Genomic DNA, 23,520 nt, shown 5'->3' with positions numbered 1-23,520 from the left:
GGTGACATGAAAAAGACAATAGCTGTATTGCCGGGTGACGGTGTTGGTAAAGAAGTTACAAAAGGTGCCGTTGAGGTACTCAAAGCAGTAGCCAATTGTTTTGATCACGAGTTTGAGTTTACGTATGGACTCGTTGGTGGTGAGGCTATTGACAAGAAAGGGATGCCTTTTCCGGAAGCCACTGCTGAAATGTGCCAACAAGCAGATGCTGTTCTTCTTGGGGCCGTAGGAGGACCGAAATGGGACAGCAACCCTCCTCATTTGCGTCCTGAAAAGGGATTGCTGGCTATGCGCAAAGCGCTTGACGTGTATGCTAATTTACGGCCTGTTTCGTTTTCTCCGAGTTTAATAGACGCCTCCCCATTAAAAAGGGAATATGTTGAAGGCGTTGATTTTATCATCGTTCGTGAGCTATTAGGAGGGCTATATTTTGGGGAGCCAAGAGGCCGTAATGTCGAACAAGGAGAAGAGACGGCTGTTGATACATTGGTTTACAAACGCAGTGAAATCGAACGCATTATAACAACGGCATTTGAAATTGCATCTAAGCGCAAAAAGAAGGTTACCTCTGTTGATAAAGCAAACGTGTTGGAGTCTAGCCGACTCTGGAGAGAAGTAGCGGAAGAAGTGGCAAAGAAATACCCGGACGTTACATTGGATCATATGCTTGTCGATTCAGCAGCTATGCAGCTTATTCGCAATCCGAAACAATTTGATGTCGTGGTGACGGAGAATATGTTCGGAGATATTTTAAGTGACGAGGCATCCGTGTTAACAGGTTCACTAGGAATGTTGCCGTCAGCGAGCCTCTCCATGGCGGGACCATCTTTATACGAGCCAATACACGGCTCTGCTCCTGATATTGCTGGACAAAATAAGGCTAACCCGATTGCTGCCGTTCTTTCCGCAGCAATGATGCTTCGTCATTCCTTTCAAATGGAGGAAGAAGCAAGAGTCATTGAAAAGGCGGTAGAGCAAGTTTTAAGTGCAGGCTATCGTACGGCTGATTTATCAGTAGGTGGAGGGCATTTTATTTCTACGGCAAAAATGGTAGAAGAAATCATTGATGCTATCGTTGATGATTCGGCTATCTCTAAAATCATGACTTGCTATAGTTGAGTACCAGCCTATATAAGCAGAGACATCGCCCTTCGTCTTCCCGGCAGGTTAGATAAAGGGCGATATCCTTTATTTTATCAATACGCTATAACATGTGGAAAGAAGAGAGGGAGAGCTTTTGAAGATGCGACCAAAAAATATTATTGAAAAAGTGTGGGAACAGCATATAGTTCATCAGGAAGATGGAAAGCCTGATTTGTTATATATCGATCTTCATCTTGTCCATGAGGTAACGTCGCCGCAGGCATTTGAAGGGCTTCGCACAACAAACCGAAAAGTAAGAAGGCCTGATTTGACCTTTGCTACTATGGATCACAATGTACCAACAGTGAACCGTTTTGTTATTGAAGATACCATCGCTAAAAAGCAAATTGATACATTAGCTGATAACTGCCGGGAATTTGGGGTAGAGCTGCTGGACTTAGAAAGCGAAGAAAACGGAATTGTACACGTTATCGGACCAGAGCTAGGGCTAACCCAACCAGGTAAAACGATTGTATGCGGAGACAGCCATACATCCACACACGGAGCATTTGGAGCGTTGGCGTTTGGGATTGGAACAAGTGAAGTAGAGCACGTGCTGGCCACTCAAACGTTATGGCAAGCACGTCCGAAAACGTTGCAAGTCCATGTGCAAGGAAAGAAGAAAAAGGATGTAACGGCGAAAGACATCATTTTGGCTATTATTCAAAAATATGGAATCCATTTTGGTACAGGCCACATTATTGAATTCACGGGGGAAGGTATTCGCGACTTATCAATGGAAGAACGAATGACGGTTTGCAACATGTCCATTGAAGCTGGAGCGAAAGCCGGCTTAATTAGTCCTGATGAAACGACGTTTGCTTATTTAAAAGGGCGTATGTTTGCCCCAAAAGGAAAAGAGTTTGACGAAGCGGTGGAAAGATGGCGTGCATTGGCAACAGATGAGGGGGCAAAGTATGACCAAACGCTGGAGATTGATGCATCGGAAATTGAACCTGTCGTTACATGGGGAACAAACCCTGGAATGAGCAGCTATGTCACAGGTACGGTACCGACACTTGACAGCTTTGCTACAGAAGTGGAGAGAAAGATGGCACAGAGTGCAATGAAATACATGGGACTGGAACCTGGAACACCGATCGGCTCGATTGCTATCCAGCATGTATTCATTGGTTCCTGTACAAACTCCCGCTTATCCGATTTGCGGGAAGCTGCTGAAGTAGTAAAAGGGAAGAAGGTTGCCCCTGGAGTAAGAGCCATTGTTGTACCTGGATCACAACGAGTGAAGCGTCTTGCAGAAGAGGAAGGATTAGCACAAGTTTTCCAAGCAGCAGGTTTTGAATGGCGTGATTCGGGATGCAGTATGTGTCTCGGTATGAACTCGGATTTAGTGCCAGAAGGAGAACATTGCGCTTCTACTTCTAACCGAAATTTCGAGGGCCGTCAAGGAAAAGGAGCACGCACACATTTAGTAAGTCCGGCTATGGCTGCAGCGGCCGCTTTACACGGCCATTTTGTGGATGTACGTACGTTAGAAAAATCAGTGGTTATATAAGAGGGGGGATAACATGAAGCCATTTACTTGTCATACAGGAAAAGTAGCAGGATTAAATCGTTCGAATGTTGATACAGATCAAATTATCCCAAAGCAGTTTTTAAAGCGGATTGAACGCAGCGGTTTTGGAAAGTTCTTGTTTTTTGATTGGCGGTATAATCAGGATGGAACGCTAAATCCAGAGTTTGAACTAAATTATCCTGAGAATGCGGACACAACCATTTTAGTGGCTAATGAAAACTTTGGGTGCGGTTCTTCAAGAGAACACGCTCCGTGGGCATTGTTGGATTATGGCTTTAAAGCTGTGATTGCTCCTTCATTTGCAGATATCTTTCATCAAAACTGTTTAAAGAATGGAATATTGCCGATAGTATTGCCCGCTGAAGACATCAAATACTTATTGGAACAATCGAAGCAGGCAGAATACTCATGTACCATCGATTTACAGGAGCAAACCATCAAAGACGATCAAGGTTTTGCCTGCGGCTTCGATATCCACAATCATTGGAAAAACATGTTGATAAATGGGTGGGATGAAATCGATTATACTTTGTCGTTTGAACCGTTCATTAAAGCTTATGAAGAGAAGGGAATTTAAAAGGGATTTGCCGTTTACAGGTTAAACTTTTCATTCTCCTTACCGTTCCGGGAACTTTTCTTGTTTTTAAGAATATTCCTTGCTAAACTGAAAAGCAAACGGGTGTGAAGTGAGGAAAACAAATGAGTTCTAAAGATTTAGGAAAAGTAGTTTCTTTTCCCAATTTAAAAAGGCGCATCATCGAAAAAGCAACATCGTTAATGGAGGTTAAAAAGTACCACGAAGCCTTGCCTCTTTTTCACCAAGCGGTGGAACTGGACGAAGAAAATCCTGAATTGCTAATTGGCTTGATTATGTGTTTATTTGAGGTCGGAGAATTGAAAGAAGCGAAGCGGCGTTGTAAAGGAATGCTTCACCAGGGAATCGGTGACTACTACAATGTCTTGCAGATTTATATGATGGTGTTGATTCAGGACGGAGCTTATGATGAGGGGTACGAAACGTTATCAGCTGTACTGCAGGAACAGCGGCTCCCTGCCGAACATGCCGAACATTTTTATAAACTGTATGAGTTTTTTAAAATAAGAACCAGTGGGGATGATGTGGTAGGAGAGTCAGAGGAAGAGCGATGGGAAAGTTTTCGACGTGCGACGCTCAACCATCAGATGGACATGATTCGTTCCTTGAAAGGCGCTGATATTAAACGGTATGTATCCTTTTGTCGAAAGATCTTAAAGGAAGAACAAATTCACCCCATTGTCAAAACATTAATAGCCAGATGGATTCTGCAAGAAGAGTTAAATATAACAGCGGAATTAACGAAATTCAATCGGCATTTAACGATTGATTTGCCTTATTTGCAATCTGTTGTCCAGCATACGTTCATCCAAGAAGTGGAAAAAACGATTGAACAGCATATCGGACAGTTGAACCCTACTTTGCTGCAAGTGGCACAAGAACTTTGGCATCGGCACTTATTCATGTTGTTTCCTTTTCTTCCGGAACCGATGGATGCCATTACGTGGGCAAGCGCAATTCATTATGTAGCAATGGACATGCAGGGATTACACTCTTCTGCTGAATATATGACGGAGCTTTATGGAATAGGAGAAGAAGAGTTAATCCAGGCCGTTGAAACAGTGAGAGAAATTGAAGAATTTTCTACTATATAAAAAGCCCCGTTTAGTTGCAACGATAGAGTTGTATGGTATAATATAGTGGTTGCATAATGCACATCTACGTGAGCGAAAAAGTAGACTTTTAAAGTTTGCAATTTTTCCTACATACTTCAAGGTAGGGAATGAGATAGATGATGGACAAGGTAGATTCATTATCTGTTCAAAACTACTATATTAAAAAACCATGTTTTGGAGGGAAACATACATGTCTGCAAAATGGGAAAAACAAGAAGGAAATCAAGGAGTTTTAACTGTAGAAGTTGAAGCTGCTCAATTCAATGAAGCATTAGATAAAGCGTTCCAAAAAGTTGTAAAACAAGTGAACGTACCTGGATTCCGTAAAGGTAAAATGCCACGCACGATATTTGAAAAGCGTTTCGGTGTGGAATCTTTATACCAAGATGCTTTAGATATCATCTTACCAGAGGCTTACAGCAAAGCAGTCGAAGAAACTGGCATCGAGCCTGTAGACCGTCCGGAAATCGACATCGAGACAATCGAACAAGGCCAGAACTTAGTCTTTACTGCAAAAGTTGTAGTAAAGCCTGAAGTGAAATTGGGTGAATACAAAGGCTTAGAAGTGGAAAAAATGGACACTACTGTAACAGAAGAAGACGTGAACAACGAGTTAAAAACTCTTCAAGAGCGTCATGCTGAACTAGTAGTAAAAGAAGATGGCAAAGTAGAAAACGGCGACATTGCTATCATCGATTTCGAAGGTTTCGTAGACGGCGAAGCATTCGAAGGCGGAAAAGGCGAAAACTACTCGTTAGAAATCGGTTCAGGCACATTCATCCCGGGATTCGAGGAACAATTAATAGGTTTAGAAGCTGGTGCTGAAAAAGACGTGGAAGTAACATTCCCTGAAGAGTACCATGCAGAAGAGTTAGCTGGTAAACCAGCTGTCTTCAAAGTGAAAGTTCATGAAATCAAAACAAAAGAACTTCCAGCTTTAGATGATGAGTTTGCAAAAGATGTAGATGAAGAAGTAGAAACTCTTGATGCGTTAAAAGCAAAAATTCAAGAGCGTTTGCAAACGGAGAAAACAAACGAAGCAGAAGCAGTTCTTCGTGACGCTCTAGTAGAAAAAGCTGCTGAGAACGCAGAAGTAGAAATCCCAGAAGCGATGTTTAACACTGAAAGCGATCGTATGATGCAAGAATTTGAACAACGTCTTCAAATGCAAGGTTTAAACCTTGATTTATATTACCAATTCTCTGGTCAAGACGAGGCAGCTCTTCGTGAGCAAATGCGTCCAGATGCTGAGAAACGCGTAAAAATCAACTTAACATTAGAAGCAATCGCAAAAGCTGAAAACCTTGAAGTATCAGAAGAAGAAGTGGAAGCAGAATTAGCAAAAATGGCTGAAATGTACAACATTCCTGCTGAAAACATCAAAGGTATGGTGAGCGTTGAAGGCTTAAAAGAAGACCTTAAAATTCGTAAAGCGATTGATTTTCTTGTAGAAAACAGCAAAACTGTTGCATAATAATAAGTAAGAACAAGGCGCGACTTGATCGTGCCTTGTTTTATAAAGTGAAACTTCTCTCACCAAAGCTTTTTCCGGTGAAAGTTAGTTGAACTTATCGGGCATTTACTGACCGTTGATGTTCCGTGCTAAGAAAAATTACTTTACGGACAGTTAATGCGGGATACACAGCACAGTCCATTATAATAAGGGAAAGTCCCGTAGAATGAAAATTACATACCGATTAAGCACTAAGCCTTGCTTAGAAAGAATTTTGTACATAAGAATGTTTTTAGTATCTATTTGGTTTTCGTTTATGGTAAAATGCAATACAATACTTTTTCTCTTCATGATCTGAGGGAAACATAGAAAAATGGATTTTTTGGGAGAAGAAAATACGAAATTTTCTATTGCCAAGCTTGGAAAAGGACATTACGGTTCTTAGATAAATGATCCGCATCATGATTGCTTAAAGAAGAGGCTTGTCATCAACTTGAAAAACATTTCATTCTATTGGCTTTCTAAATGGATGGGAAAAGGCTCCGTAAAAATGAATAACTATAAGGGGTGAAATCATGTTTAAGTTTAATGATGAAAAAGGACAATTAAAATGTTCATTTTGTGGTAAAACTCAAGACCAAGTTCGTAAATTAGTTGCCGGACCAGGTGTGTATATTTGTGATGAATGTATTGAATTGTGCACTGAAATTGTTGAGGAAGAATTAGGTTCAGAGGAAGAAGTAGAGTTTAAAGATGTTCCAAAGCCAAAAGAAATTTGCGAAATTTTAGATGAATATGTAATTGGACAGGATGCGGCAAAAAAAGCATTGTCTGTTGCTGTGTATAACCATTACAAACGCATTAATTCAAACAGTAAAATTGACGATGTTGAACTGTCAAAGAGTAACATCGCCATGATTGGTCCAACTGGTAGCGGTAAAACATTACTAGCCCAGACGTTAGCCCGTATTTTAAATGTGCCGTTTGCGATTGCGGATGCTACATCATTAACAGAAGCAGGGTACGTTGGGGAAGATGTTGAGAATATTTTATTAAAACTAATCCAGGCAGCTGACTATGATGTAGAAAAAGCTGAAAAAGGAATTATTTATATTGATGAAATTGATAAAGTAGCCCGCAAATCAGAAAACCCATCCATCACAAGAGACGTATCAGGTGAAGGGGTGCAACAAGCCTTGCTTAAAATTTTAGAAGGTACAGTAGCGAGCGTTCCTCCTCAAGGTGGACGCAAACACCCTCATCAAGAATTCATTCAAATTGATACAACCAATATCTTGTTCATTTGCGGCGGTGCGTTTGATGGGATTGAACAAATCATTAAACGCCGTTTAGGTAAAAAGGTAATTGGATTCGGTTCTGAAGCTAAGCAGGAAGACTTATCGCAAAAAGAAATCCTTTCGAAAGTATTGCCTGAAGACTTATTGAAATTTGGTTTAATTCCAGAGTTCATTGGCCGTCTTCCGGTTATTGCAAGCCTTGAGCAGCTAGATGAAGAGGCGTTAGTCGAGATTTTAACGAAGCCGAAGAATGCGCTCGTGAAACAATATCAAAAAATGCTCGAGCTTGATGATGTAGAGCTTGAATTTGAACAAGGGGCGCTTGAAGAAATTGCCAAAAAAGCGATTGAACGTAAAACAGGTGCGCGCGGATTGCGTTCGATCATTGAAGGGATTATGCTTGATGTAATGTTTGAGCTTCCTTCGCGTGAAGATATTGCAAAATGTATTATTACAGCTGATACAGTTGCAAAACAATCAGCTCCAAAACTCGTAATGCAAGATGGCTCAACGATTGAAGAAGGAAGCAAGACATCTGCTTAAAAATGATGGCTTTCTCATTAATTCGAAAAAGGGATTTGATGTCAAACATCAAATCCCTTTTCTTTTTTCGAGTGGTATTTTTTGTGTGAAAGACTGTTTATTCCAACTTATGCAGGGAGATACTAGCATATAATTACATCAAAGAATGCAGGAGGATTTATATGAGTTGGACTAACATTGTTATCGTAATACAACTTTTTTTCGGAGTTGTCATTGGTCTATATTTTTGGAATTTATTGCGTAATCAGCGTACACAAAAAATTTCCATTGACCGTGAATCGAAAAAAGAAATGGAACACCTGCGAAAATTGCGTTCTATCACTTTAACAGAGCCGCTTGCCGAAAAAGTCAGACCAACAAGTTTTGATGATATCGTAGGACAAGAAGACGGCATCCGCTCCTTAAAGGCTGCTCTTTGCGGACCGAACCCCCAGCATGTGATCATTTACGGCCCCCCCGGGGTCGGGAAAACGGCTGCAGCTCGTCTCGTACTGGAAGAAGCAAAGAAAAATGTCAAATCTCCCTTTAAACCTTCTGCTGTATTTATTGAACTTGATGCAACGACTGCACGTTTTGATGAAAGAGGAATTGCAGACCCTCTCATTGGTTCCGTTCACGATCCCATTTATCAAGGAGCCGGTGCAATGGGACAAGCCGGTATTCCCCAACCGAAGCAAGGAGCGGTGACGGATGCACATGGGGGGATATTATTCATTGATGAGATTGGAGAGCTCCATCCCATTCAAATGAACAAAATGTTGAAAGTGTTGGAAGATCGCAAAGTGTTTTTAGAAAGTGCCTATTATAGCGAGGAAAACAACCAAATTCCTTCTCACATCCATGATATTTTCCAAAACGGATTACCTGCTGATTTTCGTTTGATTGGAGCGACAACTAGAACGCCAAACGAAATTCCCCCTGCCATTCGTTCTCGCTGTCTTGAAGTATTCTTTCGGGAGCTGGAACGCGAAGAGATTACGGCCGTAGCGAGAAAAGCAGCAGAAAAAGTAAAAATGACAATTTCCGATTATGGTTTGTCTTTATTTTCTACATACGCCAGAAATGGACGGGAAGTTGTAAATATGGTGCAGATTGCAGCAGGTCTCGCCATTTCGGCCAACCGGCATGACATTAAAGATGAGGATATCGAGTGGGTTATTCACTCAAGCCAACTTTCTCCCCGTTACGAACCAAAGATTCAGGAAGAAGCAAAGGTCGGAATTGTGAACGGATTAGCTGTACATGGCCCAAACTCCGGTTCGTTGCTGGAAATTGAAGTAACAGCAATCCCTGCAAAGGAAAAAGGTAATATTACCATAACGGGAATTGTAGAAGAAGAAAGTATCGGGGACCGGAGTAAATCAATCCGCCGCAAAAGCATGGCGCGAAGTTCGATTGAAAATGTCGTAACGGTTCTTCGATCCATGGGAGTCCCGGCACACGAGCATGATATCCATGTCAACTTTCCAGGAGGTATCCCAATTGATGGACCTTCCGCTGGAATTGCTATGGCAACAGGAATTTATTCTGCTATTTATAAAATCCCAATTAAAAACACGGTGGCCATGACAGGGGAAATCGGCCTTCATGGCCATGTCAAACCAATAGGGGGTATCATTCCAAAAATAAAAGCGGCGAAACAAGCGGGAGCCAAAATAGTGGTTGTGCCAAAAGAGAACATGAACTCCATCATGAAGGAAGTGGAAGATATTCAAGTTCTTCCCGTCAACCATCTGGATGAGGTATTGGCAGTATCGCTTGTGCTTAACCAAACAAACATTTTGGACCTCGATGATCGTTCTTCTTTTTCTGCAACAGAATCGATTTAATTCTTGACAACATGAGATTTCCATAAATCATGAAACTATACTCCGCAGGGGGCTTGCTGCCCACTGGAGAGTGATAAACTGCAGCACATGGTCAAGGTGCCGCAACAGGACTATTCTCCTTTTGCGGCACCTTCAACTTTTGAATGCGTTTTATATATTTTCATTCTTTAAAATAGATTTTAATAAATGGGTCCAAAATAAGACGGGCAGCTTTTTCGAATTCTTCTCTTTCGTTTACAGTAACAGTGGTTTCTATAAGAAGAGTATTCAGGCAGCTATGTATTAGACATTACCATATAAATGAGATAGAATTGTAAAAAGATTTTATATTTCATTCAACTAATTTATTGGAGGTGTTCGTGTAATGGCGAATCCAAAAGAGATAATCGTTCCCCTCCTGCCGTTAAGAGGCTTGTTGGTTTATCCCACAATGGTTCTTCACCTTGATGTTGGCCGTGATAAATCCGTCCAAGCATTAGAAAGAGCAATGGTAGAAGAGCATCTTGTGTTTTTAGTGACTCAAAAAGACATGTCGGTTGATGAACCGGCGGAAGAAGACTTATATCGTATTGGGACATTAGCGAAAATTAAGCAAATGCTAAAACTTCCAAATGGGACGATTCGCGTCTTAGTAGAGGGACTAAATCGTGCTAAAATCATCTCGTTTGCTGATCAGGAGCAAGTATACGTAGTCAATATTGAGTCATACTCAGAAGAATACGAACCTGATTTAGAAGATAAAGCATTAATGAGAACATTGCTGGATTATTTTGGTCAATACATAAAGCTTTCCAAAAAAGTATCAGCTGAAACATTTTCATCGGTTGCTGATATTGAAGAACCGGGACGTCTGGCTGATCTCGTGACCTCCCATTTGCCGATTAAGGTAAGCGAAAAGCAATCCATTCTCGAGCTGTTTGATATTAAAGAACGCTTAAACAGAGTCATTTCATATATCCAAAATGAGAAAGAAGTTCTGCAGCTTGAAAAGAAAATTGGTCAGCGTGTAAAAAAATCGATGGAGCGAACCCAGAAGGAATATTATTTGCGCGAGCAAATGAAGGCTATTCAGAAAGAACTTGGAGACAAAGAAGGAAAAACTGGAGAAATTGCGACTTTAAAAGAGAAAATCGAAGCTGCCGGCATGCCGGAGCATGTTGAACAAACAGCTCTAAAAGAACTGGATCGTTATGAAAAAATACCGGCAAGTTCAGCAGAAAGTTCTGTTATTCGTAATTACATTGAATGGCTCATTTCTCTTCCTTGGACGAATGCGACTGAAGATATATTAGATATCCATCGAGCAGAGAAGATTTTAAATGATGAGCATTATGGACTAGAAAAAGTAAAAGAACGTGTATTGGAATACTTAGCTGTCCAGCAATTAACGAACTCGTTAAAAGGGCCTATTTTGTGCCTGGCAGGTCCTCCTGGTGTAGGGAAAACATCTCTTGCACGTTCGATTGCAACTTCTATGAATCGTCATTTTGTCCGCATGTCATTAGGGGGTGTTCGAGACGAATCGGAAATTCGCGGTCATCGCCGTACGTATGTGGGCGCAATGCCTGGGCGTATCATTCAGGGAATGAAGAAAGCAGGAACGATCAATCCAGTCTTTTTATTGGATGAAATCGATAAAATGTCCAGCGATTTTCGAGGGGATCCATCCGCTGCTATGCTCGAAGTATTAGATCCGGAACAAAACCATAATTTCAGTGATCATTATATTGAAGAAACATATGACTTATCCAAAGTCATGTTTATTGCAACGGCCAATAATTTAGCGACGATTCCGGGGCCTTTGCGTGATCGTATGGAAATTATCCATATCGCCGGGTATACGGAGCTAGAAAAGCTTGAAATCGCCAAAGGCCATCTGTTTCCGAGACAATTAAAGGGCCATGGTTTACAAAAATCCCATTTGCAGCTTCGTGACGATGCTTTTATGGCTCTCATCCGTTTATATACAAGAGAAGCGGGAGTTCGAAGCCTGGAACGTGAAATTGCTTCTATCTGTCGTAAAGCGGCGAAAATCATCGTGTCAGGAGAACGAAAACGGGTCGTTGTGACCGAGAAAAACATTGAAGAGTTTTTAGGTAAGCCAAAGTTCCGTTATGGTCAGGCTGAATTGGAAGACCAAGTCGGAGTAGCGACAGGTCTGGCATATACAACAGTCGGCGGCGATACGTTATTTATCGAAGTGAGTGTGACACCTGGGAAGGGGAAATTGGTATTAACCGGAAAGCTGGGCGATGTGATGAAAGAATCAGCCCAAGCAGCATTTAGTTATATTCGTTCTCGTACGAAGGAACTAAACATAGATGAAAGCTTCCACGAGAAAAATGACATCCATATCCATGTTCCGGAGGGAGCGGTTCCGAAGGACGGACCATCTGCAGGGATTACGATTGCAACGGCACTTGTTTCAGCTTTAACAAATGTTCCTGTCCGTAAAGAAGTCGGGATGACAGGAGAGATTACGCTGAGAGGCCGTGTGCTGCCGATTGGCGGTCTAAAGGAAAAATCACTAAGTGCCCATCGCGCGGGGTTGACAAAAATCCTTATTCCAAAGGACAATGAAAAAGATATTGAGGATATACCGGAGAGTGTGCGCAACGATTTAACCATTGTCCTTGTTTCTCACTTGGACGAGGTATTGAAGCACGCCTTAGTAAGGGAGTCAAAATGAAAGTACAAAGTGCAGAAATTGTGATTAGTGCCGTAAAGCCTAGTCAATATCCAGAAGGCGATTTACCTGAAATCGCTCTGGCGGGGCGTTCAAATGTCGGCAAATCATCGTTTATTAACAAATTGCTTAACCGTAAAAGCTTAGCCCGTATATCATCTAAACCAGGGAAAACACAAACCTTGAATTTTTATTTAATCAACGAGGTTCTTCATTTTGTAGATGTACCTGGTTACGGATATGCCAAGGTATCTAAGAAAGAGCGGGAAGCATGGGGAAAAATGATTGAGACATACTTTACAACGAGAGATCAACTGAAAGCGGTTGTTCTTATCGTGGATTTGCGTCATCCACCAACGAACGATGACATCATGATGTATGATTTTCTCAAACATTATGAGATTCCAGCCATCATCATTGCCACAAAAGCGGATAAAATTCCAAAAGGCAAATGGCAAAAACATTTAAAAGTGACGAGAGAAACGCTGGATCTCGAAAAAGGTGACGAGCTCATCCTATTCTCCTCCGAAACCGGGGAAGGAAAAGATAAGGCATGGGCGGCGATCCAGAGGTTTACAAACGTTCAATAGACCAAACTCGCTTTTATATTGATTCAAAAAGGGATTAATCGAGAGAAAGGGGGCCTCAAACGCGCGCGTTTGAGGCCCCCTTTTCTTTATTGTCAGCTACGCCTCCTAGCTCTTCCCGCATTTTCGAAAAACAGGATGTTCAGGCGTCAACGTTAGTCACACAGGACGTGACTAACGTTGACGTTCCTTAAAATGAAGCAGAAAGCGCAACTGGTAAAGAAGCGTCCAGCGCGTTTCGTCCCTAAGGGAGCCGCTTCCGCTTTTCTTGAATATTTTATTTGCGTTTAAAGAATAATAAGTAAAAGCCAATAATTAACAAGAGTAGCGGCCAAAATTTCCAAACATCATTAGCATTTTGTTCCAAAAGAGCGGTCCATGTTTTTAGTTGGTCTGAAAACATCATGATCATGGCAAGTGCAAATAAAAAGAGTCCTTGAAGAAAGCCGGATTTATTTTTGCGGGAACTCAATAAAGCACTAATGGCAATCATGAGCAGCACCATGCCAAGATGCTTAGGCCAAAAGTTCAAAAGCGTGACTGCATGAAAATGAATGCCTAAAGTCACTAAAATCATTCCAGGCAGCAGTTGTTGAAAATCTTGTGATTTGTAAGCTTGTACAATCATAGCAATCCCTACCAGCAGTAAAACGGAAGGCCATGAATAAAGTTTTGCCGTTAATGGAGATTCGAATTGATCCAATAAAAGAAAGACGGCAAGTCCCACAAACATAATGCCGTAGAATACCGATTGTTTTTTCATAGATAACCTCCTGATGTTTACATATACAGGAAACTTGTATGTTACGTTTTTTTACTATGTAAAAAAGTATCAAGTGCACGTTAAGGTTGTCTAGCTGCGCCTCCCGGCTCTTCCTGCGTCAGTGCTAAACAGTCGGCTCCGCTTTTCTGGACAGATGACATTCATAATCTTATCACATGTTTTCAAACACTGTTCACATTTTTTTATAAGAAACAATTCGAAACATGCTATAATGGAATGGGTATGACTTTTTATTTTCACTGGATGAGGGGGTAACAAGGAAATGCATATTATCGCAGTAGGCCTAAATTATAAAACAGCCCCTGTTGAAATTCGTGAGAAGCTTAGCTTCAATGAGAATGAGTTAGTGTCTGCTATGACAGCCTTACAAAATCAAAAAAGTATTCTGGAAAACATCATTATTTCTACTTGTAACCGCACAGAGATTTATGCGGTAGTAGATCAATTGCATACAGGACGCTATTATGTTAAAGCTTTCTTATCTGAATGGTTTCAAATAGATAAAGAAGCGCTTTCACCGTTTCTGCGAATCTTTGAAGGAGATGCAGCCATTGAGCATCTTTACCGGGTGGCATGCGGTCTTGACTCCATGGTGTTAGGTGAAACTCAAATTTTAGGACAGGTTCGTTCCAGCTTTTTATTAGCGCAAGAGAAACAAACGATCGGTACGGTTTTTAATCAACTTTTTAAACAAGCTGTAACGTTGGCAAAACGTGCGCATCATGAAACAGAGATTGGAGCAAATGCAGTTTCAGTGAGTTATGCAGCCGTTGAGCTAGCAAAGAAAATTTTTGGGGATTTAGCATCGAAAGAGGTACTTATTTTAGGTGCAGGGAAAATGGGAGAACTTGCTGTACAAAACCTATATGGCAGCGGAGCGAAAAAAGTCACGGTTGTGAATCGTACATTCGAGAAAGCGCAGGAATTAGCAAATCGTTTTTCAGGTCAAGCAAAGCGGCTATCAGAGCTTCAATGTGCTTTAATTGAGGCAGACATTTTAATTAGTTCAACAGGTGCCAAAGATTTCGTGATTACCAAAAACATGATCAAAAAAGTGGAACGCTTAAGAAAAGGACGCCCATTATTTATGGTAGATATTGCTGTTCCGCGTGATCTTGATCCTGCTCTTGCTGAGCTGGAGAGCGTCTTTTTATATGATATAGACGATTTAGAAGGAATTGTACAGGCAAACCTTCAAGAACGTCAAAAAGCAGCTGGACAAATCGAAATAATGATTGAAGCGGAAATCGTCGAATTTAAACAATGGTTAGGAACGCTTGGGGTGGTTCCGGTTATTTCTGCTCTCCGTCAAAAAGCGCTTGCCATTCAAGCAGAGACGATGGAAAGCATTGAGCGTAAGTTACCTCATTTATCTGAGCGTGATCGAAAAGTATTGAACAAACACACGAAAAGCATCATCAATCAGCTTCTTCGCGATCCAATTTTACGTGTAAAAGAGCTTGCAGCTGAGCCAAACGCTGAGGAATCCTTGCAATTATTCATGAAAATTTTTGACATTGAAGAAGCGGCGGCACAGCAAAAGCAAGTAGAGAAGACAGCCAATGTGCCAATAGCTCATCAAGCTATCTATCAATCATAAGAGAGGATTTTCTTGATGGTTGATTTTAATTTAACGCGAATTTACGAATTAACGGTAATTTTATATGCTTTGAGCGTATTGTTATATTTTATGGATTTTCTGCAGAATAACCGGAAGGCGAATCAAACGGCCTTCTGGTTACTTGCTATTGTTTGGGTTTTACAAACGGTTTTCCTTGCCTTGAGGATGTATGAAACAGGCAGGTTCCCAATTTTGACTCTTTTTGAGGGACTTTATTTTTATACATGGGTGCTTGTTACGCTTTCTTTAGCCATCAACCGCTTCCTGCGCGTTGATTTTATCGTTTTTTTTGCCAATGTCATTGGCTTTTTTATTATGGCACTCCATACCTTTTTGCCGATGCAGCATCATTCTACTGTTCAAGCCGAACAGCTTGTATCAGAATTGCTGATTATTCATATTACGATGGCTATTTTATCGTATGGGGCGTTTTCTATCTCTTTTGTATTTTCTATTTTGTATCTTGTACAATACAAGTTGTTAAAACAAAAAAAATGGGGAAAGCGCTTGCTGCGGATTGAGGATTTGTCAAAGCTTGATTATATGTCGTATGTACTGAATGTGGTCGGTGTTCCGATGCTTTTGCTATCATTGATGCTTGGTGTCATTTGGGCCTATATCAAAATTCCCAATTTCCATTGGTATGACGCCAAAGTTTTAGGCTCATTCCTGGTTTTGTTCGTTTACAGCATTTATTTATATGTGCGTGTAGGGAAAGGTCTACAAGGAAAAGTAATTGCCACGTGGAATATGGCTCTTTTTTTAGTTTTGCTTATTAACTTTTTCCTATTTGGAAGTCTCTCAAATTTCCACATTTGGTATTCATAACGAGGTGAAATAGATGCGAAAAATTATCGTGGGCTCTCGCAGAAGTAAATTAGCGTTAACCCAAACACACTGGGTCATCAATCAATTGAAAAAACTGGGGGCTCCGTGCGAATTTGAAGTGAAAGAAATCGTGACAAAAGGAGACCAAATCCTGAATGTTACCCTTTCAAAAGTAGGCGGGAAGGGATTATTCGTAAAAGAAATCGAACAGGCAATGTTAAATAAAGAAATTGATATGGCCGTTCACAGTATGAAGGATATGCCGGCTGTACTGCCTGAAGGCCTAATGATTGGATGTGTTCCACCTCGTGAAGACCATCGCGATGTGTTAATTTCTAAAAATGGAGAGAAATTTGCGGAGCTTCCAAGCGGGGCTGTCATTGGGACAAGTAGCTTGCGCAGAAGTGCTCAATTGTTGGCGAAGCGTTCGGACTTAACGATTAAGTGGATTCGCGGCAACATCGACACCCGTCTTGAAAAGCTGAAAAACGAGGACTATGATGCCATTATTTTAGCAGCGGCAGGACTTGCAAGAATGGGGTGGACAAAAGAGATTGTCACAGAATATTTAGATCCAGAATTGAGTGTTCCTGCGGTCGGTCAAGGTGCCCTTTCGATTGAATGTCGTGAGGATGACCAGGAGTTACTTCAATTATTAAATGAGCTGAATGATGAGACGACGAACAAGGCAGTTCAAGCTGAGCGGGCTTTTCTTCATAAAATGGAGGGCGGATGCCAAGTTCCGATTGCGGGATATGCTCAAATGCTGAATGAGAATGAAGTACAGCTAACAGCGTTAGTGGCAGCACCGGATGGTTCCATCATTTACAAAGAACAATTAACAGGCACAAATCCAACCGAACTTGGATATGAAGCCGCAAGACGTTTAACTGAGCGTGGAGCCAAACAATTAATTGAACGTGTGAAAGAGGAGCTTGACAAGTGATGAGTGGCAACGCTCCTCTTTTTTTAAAGAAAATTTTGGTCACACGGGGCTCCAGGCAAGCATCCACCTTCTCCAAGCTCATTAAAGAAGAAGGAGGCATTCCTGTTGAAATGCCTTTACTCTCGTTTCAGCTGATCGACAATGAAGATTCTATGAAAGTGTTAAAGGAGTTACATACATTTCAGTGGCTTATTCTAACGAGTCAAAACGGCGTCTCATTTTTAATGGAGCTTCTTCAAAAATATCATATAAACGAAAAAATCTTGAACAAACTAAAGATAGCAGTTGTTGGAAGGAAAACAGAACTGGAGTTAAAGAAACATGGCCTAAAAGCGGCTGTCGTTCCGGAACAATATGTAGCGGAAAACTTATTGGAATCCCTTTTGCCTTGTCTACATCAAGGGGAACGGATTTTAATTGTACGGGGGAATTTGGCCCGAACAGTTATTAAAGAGGGGTTAGAGGAACATGGCTATGAAGTCGGAGAACTTATCGTATACGAAACGGTTCCTAATGATTCAGTTAAACAGCAATTAAGAGAACTGCTTACAGCCGGCAATCTTGATGCTATTACATTTACAAGCTCCTCGACCGTGAGTTTCTTTGTGGAGATGGTCAGCGATTTGCCGTGGCTGTCACTTATAAAAGGTTGTCCTATTGTGTGTATCGGCCCGATTACAGCGGAAACGGCTGAATCATTCGGGATTACTGAGTATCTTATTCCACAACAATATACGATAAGTGGTATGATAGAAGTATTGAATCATCATTTTTGGTTCAAGCAGGAAAGTAAGGAGGAAAAGCAATGAAAGATTTACAATTTACACGTCATCGTCGTTTACGCAGTTCTGCGAGCATGCGCTCTCTTGTGCGTGAAACACATTTACATAAGGAAGATTTCATTTACCCGATTTTTGTGATTGAAGGTGAGAATAAACGCAATGTTGTTCAATCCATGCCTGGCGTTGAGCAAGTTTCATTAGATTTGTTGGATGAGGAAATGAAGGAAATTGTAGAACTAGGTATCAAATCAGTGATGGTTTTCGGTGTCCCGGCTGAGAAAGATGAAGTTGGGTCCGGAGCCTATCATGATCATGGCATTGTTCAAGAAGCCACTCGCCGAATTAAGGACCGTTACCCTGAGGTAGTGGTTATTGCCGATACATGCTTATGTGAATATACAAGCCATGGACATTGTGGTGTTGTGGCAGGAGAAAAGGTATTAAATGACGAATCTCTTGACTTGCTCGCCAAAACGGCTGTCAGCCAGGCGAAAGCAGGCGCTGATATTATCGCTCCATCCAATATGATGGACGGTTTCGTGGCAGCAATCCGCCATGGCTTAGATGAGGCAGGCTTTGAAGATGTGCCAATTATGTCTTATGCGGTTAAATACGCTTCTGCTTTCTACGGTCCTTTCCGTGAGGCAGCTGAATCTACACCGGAATTTGGGGACCGCAAAACATATCAGATGGATCCGGCAAACCGCTTGGAAGCATTGCGTGAAGCGGAGTCGGATGCAGCAGAAGGGGCAGACTTCTTGATTGTAAAACCGGCTTTATCTTATTTGGATATCGTGCGTGATGTGAGAAACAACTTCAATCTGCCAGTCGTTGCCTACAATGTGAGCGGTGAATACTCCATGATTAAAGCGGCAGCAGCGAACGGCTGGATTGACGAAAAAGCGATTGTTCTAGAAATGTTGACGGGCATGAAGCGCGCCGGAACAGATTTAATTATTACGTATCATGCAAAAGATGTTGCTCGCTGGTTGTCTGACAAACAATAATGAAATAAAAGGGGTATTATAATGCGAAGCTACGAAAAATCAAAAGCGGCTTTCCTTGAAGCGAAACAATTAATGCCTGGCGGAGTAAACAGCCCTGTTCGCGCGTTTAAATCCGTGAAGATGAATCCGATTTTTATGGCGCGCGGAAAAGGTTCAAAGATTTATGATATTGACGGAAACGAGTATATCGACTATGTGCTTTCATGGGGACCGCTTATTCACGGCCACGCAAACGAACGTGTAGTGGAAGCACTTAAAAAAGTGACGGAGTTCGGGACAAGCTTCGGCGCACCGACACTAACAGAAAATGAGCTGGCAAAACTTGTGATTGAACGTGTCCCTTCCATTGAAATCGTGCGTATGGTGAGTTCAGGTACAGAAGCGACAATGAGCGCGCTTCGTTTAGCACGCGGTTATACAGGACGTAATAAAATCTTGAAATTTGAAGGCTGTTACCACGGTCATGGCGACTCTTTGCTTATTAAAGCGGGATCGGGTGTGGCAACACTTGGTTTACCGGACAGCCCTGGTGTTCCTGAAGGAGTAGCACAAAACACGATTACCGTTCCTTATAACGATTTAGAAGGTGTGAAGTACGCATTTGAGCAATTTGGGGAAGAGATTGCAGGGATCATTGTGGAGCCTGTAGCGGGCAATATGGGTGTTGTCCCTCCGCTTTCTGGCTTTTTGCAAGGTCTGCGCAGCCTTACTGAACAATACGGAGCTTTATTGATTTTTGATGAAGTGATGACTGGCTTCCGTGTAGATTATCAATGTGCTCAAGATTACTTTGGTGTCACACCTGATTTAACATGTTTAGGAAAAGTAATCGGCGGCGGTCTGCCAGTTGGGGCATACGGTGGCAAAGCTGAAATCATGGAGCGCATCGCTCCAAGCGGACCAATTTATCAAGCCGGAACATTATCAGGGAATCCATTGGCAATGACAGCTGGTTATGAAACGCTTGTTCAATTGACGCCTGCTTCTTATCAGGAATTCGGACGCAAAGCAGACCGTCTAGAAGAAGGATTAACAGCAGCAGCTTCTAAATACGAGATTCCTCATACAGTAAATCGCGCAGGTTCGATGATTGGCTTCTTCTTTACAAATGAAGAGGTTATCAACTATGAAAAAGCGAAAACATCGAACTTGGACTATTTTGCGACATACTACCGTGAAATGGCGAATAACGGGGTATTCTTACCGCCGTCACAATTTGAAGGGTTATTCCTTTCAACTGCCCACAGCGATGAAGACATTGAAAAAACGATTCAAGCAGCAGAGAAGGCATTTGCTGTTATCAGGGGATAAGTGAATAGGGGTTTCTCTGTTCACTCGTCTCCAGGAATAAATCGACAGAGCAGAGCCGTTTCGTATGAAAATAAAAAGATGAAAAACACTTTTGGGTGGTCTATCCGGGACTGAGGGATAGACCTTTTTTTATGAGTAAAGAATTGAACATGAGCATTTTTTGCTTATGCTCAATTCTTTATATGGATTCGTATAGATACCGACGTTTTACGAAATCGCAGGAAATTTATATACATAATTAGAAGAACACGGTCATACGTTGTAATGACATCGACAATTCGCAGATGTTTTGAAAGGAGGAGGAGAAGTTGACACAGGACAATCTATCTTGCCTACGTTTTTCAGTTGAAGAGTCCATTTGGTTCCAAAAGGGACAGGAAGTTAGCGAACTATTATCCATCTCATTGGATCCAGATATCTCCATCGAAGAAGACGAACAATATGTGTCCATCCGTGGAGCATTAATATTATCAGGGGAATATAAAATTGCCCAAAACGACAATGAAGAGCAATCTTTACGTGAATATACAAGCGGCAAGCAAGTACAAGACGTGATGTTTCGTGAGGACGGTTTATCAGAATTTTATCATCGTTTTCCGCTGGATATTACGATTCCAAAAAATCGTATTCAAAATATGGAGGATTTGTACGTTTCCATCGACATGTTTGATTACGATTTACCACAGGAAAGCTGCTTAAGTTTGACAGCTGATCTGGCCATTACCGGTTTGTATGGTGAGCAGCAAAGTGTAGCCCGTGTAGAAGAAACAGAAGACCAACAAGAGGAGTTCGAAGAGCAGCAAGAAGAAAGCGCCCAGTTTGAATTTGAACCACTGTACCGACAAAGTGACGAGTATGAGGAAGAGGTACGCTCTGATACTTCTGAAAGAAATATGACTCCGTTTTCCTATTTTTCATCTTCTGATCCACAAGAAGAAGAGATTTATGAGCCATTGGAGATTGAAGTGAAAAAAGAGAACTCTGCAGAGAGAGAAGAGATTGGAATGAAAAAAGAGAGCTTTGCAGAGAGAGAAGAGATTGGAATGAAAAAAGAGAGCTTTGCAGAGAGAGAAGAGATTGGAGTGAAAAAAGAGAGCTCTGCAGAGAGAGAAGAGGTTGAAGTGAAAAAAGAGAGTTCCGCTGGGAGAGAAGAGGTTGAGGTCCAGGCACGCGGTCATTCTTCTGAAGTTGAGGCGACTTCGCCTTCCTATTTTCCAACCTCTAATCCACAAGAGGAAGAAGCTTATGAGCCGCTTGAGACTGAAGTCAAACAAGAAACTTCTGGTGAGGAAGAACAAGCGGAAGCTCCCGCTATTGAATTAAGAGCAAAAAATATGGTTCCTCTCCGGGCACAACAAGAGCAGGAAGAAGCACAATCGAGAGAAGAAGCGTATAAACAATACGCAGGCTCCGCCAAAGCCCAACCGGAGGAGGAACAAGAAGAAAAACCTGTTCGTAATGAAAATGCACTGTATTTAACTCAGTTATTCTCAAAAAATGCGGAGGAAGATTTCTCACCGCTTAAAATATGCATTGTCCAAAATGGAGATTCACTCGAGAAAATTGCGGAACGTTACGACATAAATGTCCAAAATTTGATTCGCGTGAATAATCTTGAAGATGAACATAGTGTGGAAGAGGGAATGATTTTAAATATACCGATCGCAGTGAAGCGATAAGCCAGTTGTGTGAGTGTCGAGCATCCATTTTATTGCTCGGCCTCTCCTTCTTTTCTAAGACTTTTCATAAAATGAGGGAAAGAGAGTGGGATACGAATCTGTTATTGATTATCAAGAGCTGTTAAATCCGTATCGTTTAAAGGTCGATTATGTGGAAGACTATGGAAGACTGAAAAAGGTGTATACTCAGCAGGGTGTATTTGCATTGAAAAGGCTGGACGTTTCTTCAAGACAAGGTACCCACTTTATTCAAACAATCGGGGGACTTTCGCAAAAAGGCTTTATGAAAATGGTGCAGCCTTATCGCACACAGGATGGACAGTATATTGTATATGAAGGAACACATGCTTATTACTTAACGCCATGGCTCCCGAATGATCCGAAAGAAGAACGGGACATTCGCTACCATAAATTGTTCCAAGAGTTGGCGCAGCTTCATTCATTGACATTGCATGAAGTGGGCTTAAAACAAGAGGATGTCAAAAGACACTATGAACTATTAGGCAAACAATGGGATGATCGCAAAGAAGATTTGGAAAAATACGTAACAGAGTGTGAGCAAAAATTGTATATGTCCCCATTTGAATTGTATTTTTGCATGTTTTATAATGAATGTTCCCAAGCGCTGGGATTTGCACGTTCAAAACTGGATGAATGGTATGAAAAAATGAAGGAGAAAGAAAAAGCACGCCTTGTCACAATTCATGGGAAGCTATCTTCTAAACACTTTATCTATGATGAAAACGGAACAGGCTATTTTATCAATTTTGAGAAAGCGAGAGAAGCTTCTCCTATTTATGATTTGATGCCTTTTTACTTTAGGGTTTTTAAAACATATCCCATTCAAAGCTATGAAAATTATGAATGGTTTACAACGTATCAGCAGCATTTTTCGCTGAGGGAAGAAGAATTGTTATTGTTTTATTGTTATATGGCTTTCCCGGAATTGATTGTAAGAGCGGTGGACCAATACCGGAACGAACGTGGGGCACAAACCGAGATGAAGCACGTTCAAACGTTAGTGTCCTCTTACTGGCATATGAAAAATATTGAGCAGCTGCTCACGAGAATCATGCAAGCAGAGCAACAAAAGAAAGCAGCTGCCGAGCAGGCTGCACAAGCACAAGCCAATTCATAACCTTGGTTATGGATGGCTTGTTTTTTATTTATAATAAAGCATAAATTGCGCTTTGAAATTGTCCAGCTGCACGAGCCAGTCCCTACGGTAATTTCGCTTCTTCCTGCGGAACCAAAAAGCGGTTCCCTTGTCAGAAGCTCCGAAGTACAGGGCGTCGCGATTCTAGTCTGCCAACCTACTGTATGGTTGAACAGTCGCCTTCGCTTTTCTTATACCCATTCTAGATAAATGGCAGCCGCCAAAATGACAAGCAGCGTTAACAATAAAACGTCAAATGTTGTCGGAAAGAAGATGGTCCGAACTGCCTGGAAAATGGTGAGCGGAATAATGAATTGAGCGCAAACGGCAGTGGCATTACGCGTCCATTTTTGAAATTTATATGAGTTAAAACGCTTTCTCATTTCCTTCCTTCCTTTCTCCTTTAAAATTAGCTTAGTTTATCGTATGATGAGTGATTCGACATGGTGATTTTTGAATCAATTTTTCAAGAACGTGAATACAATGCTAAAAAAATGGATAATAATATTGACGATTAATAGATTTTTCATATAGTATAGTTACGAGACTTTTTAAAAGAAAATGCATCGATTGGGAAGAGTAGGGCAGTGCACGCCTTCAGAAAGAGAGGTCCTTGGCTG

At 41.4% G+C, this 23,520-nt stretch carries 19 protein-coding genes and 1 other annotated feature (1 of these 20 cut by a window edge); of the genes, 17 read left to right on the top strand and 2 right to left on the bottom strand.

Annotated features, from left to right (window positions below; genetic code table 11):
• Nucleotides 1–6 precede the first annotated feature (6 nt).
• The 9 genes from leuB to yihA all read left to right on the top strand — a co-directional run bounded on the left by leuB (nt 7) and on the right by yihA (nt 12,789).
• On the top strand, nt 7–1,119 hold the full coding sequence (gene leuB, locus ACFOU2_RS06115; RefSeq protein WP_377913202.1) for a 3-isopropylmalate dehydrogenase: 1,113 nt from the start codon (nt 7–9) through the stop codon (nt 1,117–1,119).
• Between the two features lie 124 nt (nt 1,120–1,243).
• Nucleotides 1,244–2,659 (top strand): 3-isopropylmalate dehydratase large subunit, encoded by a 1,416-nt coding sequence (gene leuC / locus ACFOU2_RS06110; RefSeq protein ID WP_377913200.1) that lies wholly within the window; start codon nt 1,244–1,246, stop codon nt 2,657–2,659.
• A gap of 13 nt (nt 2,660–2,672) precedes the next feature.
• Nucleotides 2,673–3,257, top strand: a complete 585-nt coding sequence (leuD, locus tag ACFOU2_RS06105; protein WP_377913198.1) for a 3-isopropylmalate dehydratase small subunit — start codon at nt 2,673–2,675, stop codon at nt 3,255–3,257.
• A gap of 122 nt (nt 3,258–3,379) precedes the next feature.
• A complete protein-coding gene (locus tag ACFOU2_RS06100) occupies nt 3,380–4,369 on the top strand; it encodes a tetratricopeptide repeat protein (RefSeq protein ID WP_377913196.1) in 990 nt (329 codons plus the stop codon).
• A 211-nt stretch (nt 4,370–4,580) separates the two neighbouring features.
• Nucleotides 4,581–5,864 carry a trigger factor gene (gene tig, locus ACFOU2_RS06095; protein ID WP_377913194.1) on the top strand — a complete coding sequence of 428 codons (1,284 nt, stop codon included), beginning with the start codon at nt 4,581–4,583 and terminating at the stop codon, nt 5,862–5,864.
• A gap of 554 nt (nt 5,865–6,418) precedes the next feature.
• The gene (gene clpX / locus ACFOU2_RS06090) at nt 6,419–7,684 is read left to right on the top strand and encodes an ATP-dependent protease ATP-binding subunit ClpX (protein ID WP_377913191.1); all 1,266 of its coding nucleotides are present in this window, start codon (nt 6,419–6,421) and stop codon (nt 7,682–7,684) included.
• Between the two features lie 161 nt (nt 7,685–7,845).
• Nucleotides 7,846–9,513, top strand: a complete 1,668-nt coding sequence (gene lonB, locus ACFOU2_RS06085) for an ATP-dependent protease LonB (protein WP_377913189.1) — start codon at nt 7,846–7,848, stop codon at nt 9,511–9,513.
• A 364-nt stretch (nt 9,514–9,877) separates the two neighbouring features.
• Entirely contained in the window at nt 9,878–12,202 is a 2,325-nt protein-coding gene (gene lon / locus ACFOU2_RS06080; RefSeq protein WP_377913187.1) for an endopeptidase La, read from the top strand.
• Nucleotides 12,199–12,789: a ribosome biogenesis GTP-binding protein YihA/YsxC gene (yihA, locus tag ACFOU2_RS06075; RefSeq protein ID WP_377913185.1), complete on the top strand. Its 591-nt coding sequence runs from the start codon at nt 12,199–12,201 to the stop codon at nt 12,787–12,789. The genes lon and yihA overlap by 4 nt, the downstream gene beginning before the upstream one ends.
• A gap of 274 nt (nt 12,790–13,063) precedes the next feature.
• On the opposite strand, the gene ACFOU2_RS06070 is transcribed toward yihA, so the two are convergent.
• On the bottom strand, nt 13,064–13,549 hold the full coding sequence (locus ACFOU2_RS06070; protein WP_377913183.1) for a LiaF transmembrane domain-containing protein: 486 nt from the start codon (nt 13,547–13,549) through the stop codon (nt 13,064–13,066).
• 283 nt (nt 13,550–13,832) lie between these two features.
• On the opposite strand from ACFOU2_RS06070, the gene hemA reads away from it, so the two are divergent.
• The 8 genes from hemA (at nt 13,833) to ysxE (ending at nt 22,882) form a co-directional block, all read left to right on the top strand.
• Nucleotides 13,833–15,170 carry a glutamyl-tRNA reductase gene (hemA, locus tag ACFOU2_RS06065; RefSeq protein WP_377913181.1) on the top strand — a complete coding sequence of 446 codons (1,338 nt, stop codon included), beginning with the start codon at nt 13,833–13,835 and terminating at the stop codon, nt 15,168–15,170.
• A 15-nt stretch (nt 15,171–15,185) separates the two neighbouring features.
• Entirely contained in the window at nt 15,186–16,019 is an 834-nt protein-coding gene (locus ACFOU2_RS06060) for a cytochrome C assembly family protein (protein ID WP_377913179.1), read from the top strand.
• 13 nt (nt 16,020–16,032) lie between these two features.
• Nucleotides 16,033–16,965 (top strand): hydroxymethylbilane synthase, encoded by a 933-nt coding sequence (gene hemC / locus ACFOU2_RS06055; RefSeq protein WP_377913177.1) that lies wholly within the window; start codon nt 16,033–16,035, stop codon nt 16,963–16,965.
• Nucleotides 16,965–17,774 (top strand): uroporphyrinogen-III synthase, encoded by an 810-nt coding sequence (locus tag ACFOU2_RS06050; protein ID WP_377913610.1) that lies wholly within the window; start codon nt 16,965–16,967, stop codon nt 17,772–17,774. Before hemC ends, ACFOU2_RS06050 begins: the two co-directional genes overlap by 1 nt.
• Nucleotides 17,771–18,754 (top strand): porphobilinogen synthase, encoded by a 984-nt coding sequence (gene hemB / locus ACFOU2_RS06045; RefSeq protein ID WP_377913174.1) that lies wholly within the window; start codon nt 17,771–17,773, stop codon nt 18,752–18,754. The genes ACFOU2_RS06050 and hemB overlap by 4 nt, the downstream gene beginning before the upstream one ends.
• A gap of 21 nt (nt 18,755–18,775) precedes the next feature.
• Complete coding sequence (hemL, locus tag ACFOU2_RS06040) at nt 18,776–20,065, top strand: glutamate-1-semialdehyde 2,1-aminomutase (RefSeq protein ID WP_377913172.1); 1,290 nt, start codon at nt 18,776–18,778, stop codon at nt 20,063–20,065.
• A 308-nt stretch (nt 20,066–20,373) separates the two neighbouring features.
• Nucleotides 20,374–21,744, top strand: a complete 1,371-nt coding sequence (gene spoVID, locus ACFOU2_RS06035; RefSeq protein WP_377913170.1) for a stage VI sporulation protein D — start codon at nt 20,374–20,376, stop codon at nt 21,742–21,744.
• A gap of 85 nt (nt 21,745–21,829) precedes the next feature.
• Nucleotides 21,830–22,882, top strand: coding sequence for a spore coat protein YsxE (gene ysxE, locus ACFOU2_RS06030; RefSeq protein ID WP_377913168.1), 1,053 nt, complete (start codon nt 21,830–21,832; stop codon nt 22,880–22,882).
• Nucleotides 22,883–23,091: 209 nt separating this feature from the next.
• On the opposite strand, the gene ACFOU2_RS06025 is transcribed toward ysxE, so the two are convergent.
• Nucleotides 23,092–23,283 (bottom strand): hypothetical protein, encoded by a 192-nt coding sequence (locus tag ACFOU2_RS06025; protein WP_377913166.1) that lies wholly within the window; start codon nt 23,281–23,283, stop codon nt 23,092–23,094.
• A gap of 174 nt (nt 23,284–23,457) precedes the next feature.
• Nucleotides 23,458–23,520 (top strand) — a binding site (T-box leader) (it continues 211 nt past the right edge of the window).

The organism is Bacillus songklensis, from assembly GCF_042649685.1.
Taxonomy (GTDB): domain Bacteria; phylum Bacillota; class Bacilli; order Bacillales; family Bacillaceae_H; genus Bacillus_BA; species Bacillus_BA songklensis.
The sequence above is the reverse complement of the archived record's forward strand: the minus strand, read 5'-3'. Positions and strand labels throughout refer to the sequence as shown.

Bases quoted from the DNA above. Each gene is read 5' to 3' on its own strand.
- leuB (WP_377913202.1), top strand. From the start codon at position 7: ATGAAAAAGACAATAGCTGTATTGCCGGGTGACGGTGTTGGTAAAGAA.
- leuC (WP_377913200.1), top strand. From the start codon at position 1,244: ATGCGACCAAAAAATATTATTGAAAAAGTGTGGGAACAGCATATAGTT.
- leuD (WP_377913198.1), top strand. From the start codon at position 2,673: ATGAAGCCATTTACTTGTCATACAGGAAAAGTAGCAGGATTAAATCGT.
- ACFOU2_RS06100 (WP_377913196.1), top strand. From the start codon at position 3,380: ATGAGTTCTAAAGATTTAGGAAAAGTAGTTTCTTTTCCCAATTTAAAA.
- tig (WP_377913194.1), top strand. From the start codon at position 4,581: ATGTCTGCAAAATGGGAAAAACAAGAAGGAAATCAAGGAGTTTTAACT.
- clpX (WP_377913191.1), top strand. From the start codon at position 6,419: ATGTTTAAGTTTAATGATGAAAAAGGACAATTAAAATGTTCATTTTGT.
- lonB (WP_377913189.1), top strand. From the start codon at position 7,846: ATGAGTTGGACTAACATTGTTATCGTAATACAACTTTTTTTCGGAGTT.
- lon (WP_377913187.1), top strand. From the start codon at position 9,878: ATGGCGAATCCAAAAGAGATAATCGTTCCCCTCCTGCCGTTAAGAGGC.
- yihA (WP_377913185.1), top strand. From the start codon at position 12,199: ATGAAAGTACAAAGTGCAGAAATTGTGATTAGTGCCGTAAAGCCTAGT.
- ACFOU2_RS06070 (WP_377913183.1), bottom strand. From the start codon at position 13,549: ATGAAAAAACAATCGGTATTCTACGGCATTATGTTTGTGGGACTTGCC.
- hemA (WP_377913181.1), top strand. From the start codon at position 13,833: ATGCATATTATCGCAGTAGGCCTAAATTATAAAACAGCCCCTGTTGAA.
- ACFOU2_RS06060 (WP_377913179.1), top strand. From the start codon at position 15,186: ATGGTTGATTTTAATTTAACGCGAATTTACGAATTAACGGTAATTTTA.
- hemC (WP_377913177.1), top strand. From the start codon at position 16,033: ATGCGAAAAATTATCGTGGGCTCTCGCAGAAGTAAATTAGCGTTAACC.
- ACFOU2_RS06050 (WP_377913610.1), top strand. From the start codon at position 16,965: ATGAGTGGCAACGCTCCTCTTTTTTTAAAGAAAATTTTGGTCACACGG.
- hemB (WP_377913174.1), top strand. From the start codon at position 17,771: ATGAAAGATTTACAATTTACACGTCATCGTCGTTTACGCAGTTCTGCG.
- hemL (WP_377913172.1), top strand. From the start codon at position 18,776: ATGCGAAGCTACGAAAAATCAAAAGCGGCTTTCCTTGAAGCGAAACAA.
- ACFOU2_RS06025 (WP_377913166.1), bottom strand. From the start codon at position 23,283: ATGAGAAAGCGTTTTAACTCATATAAATTTCAAAAATGGACGCGTAAT.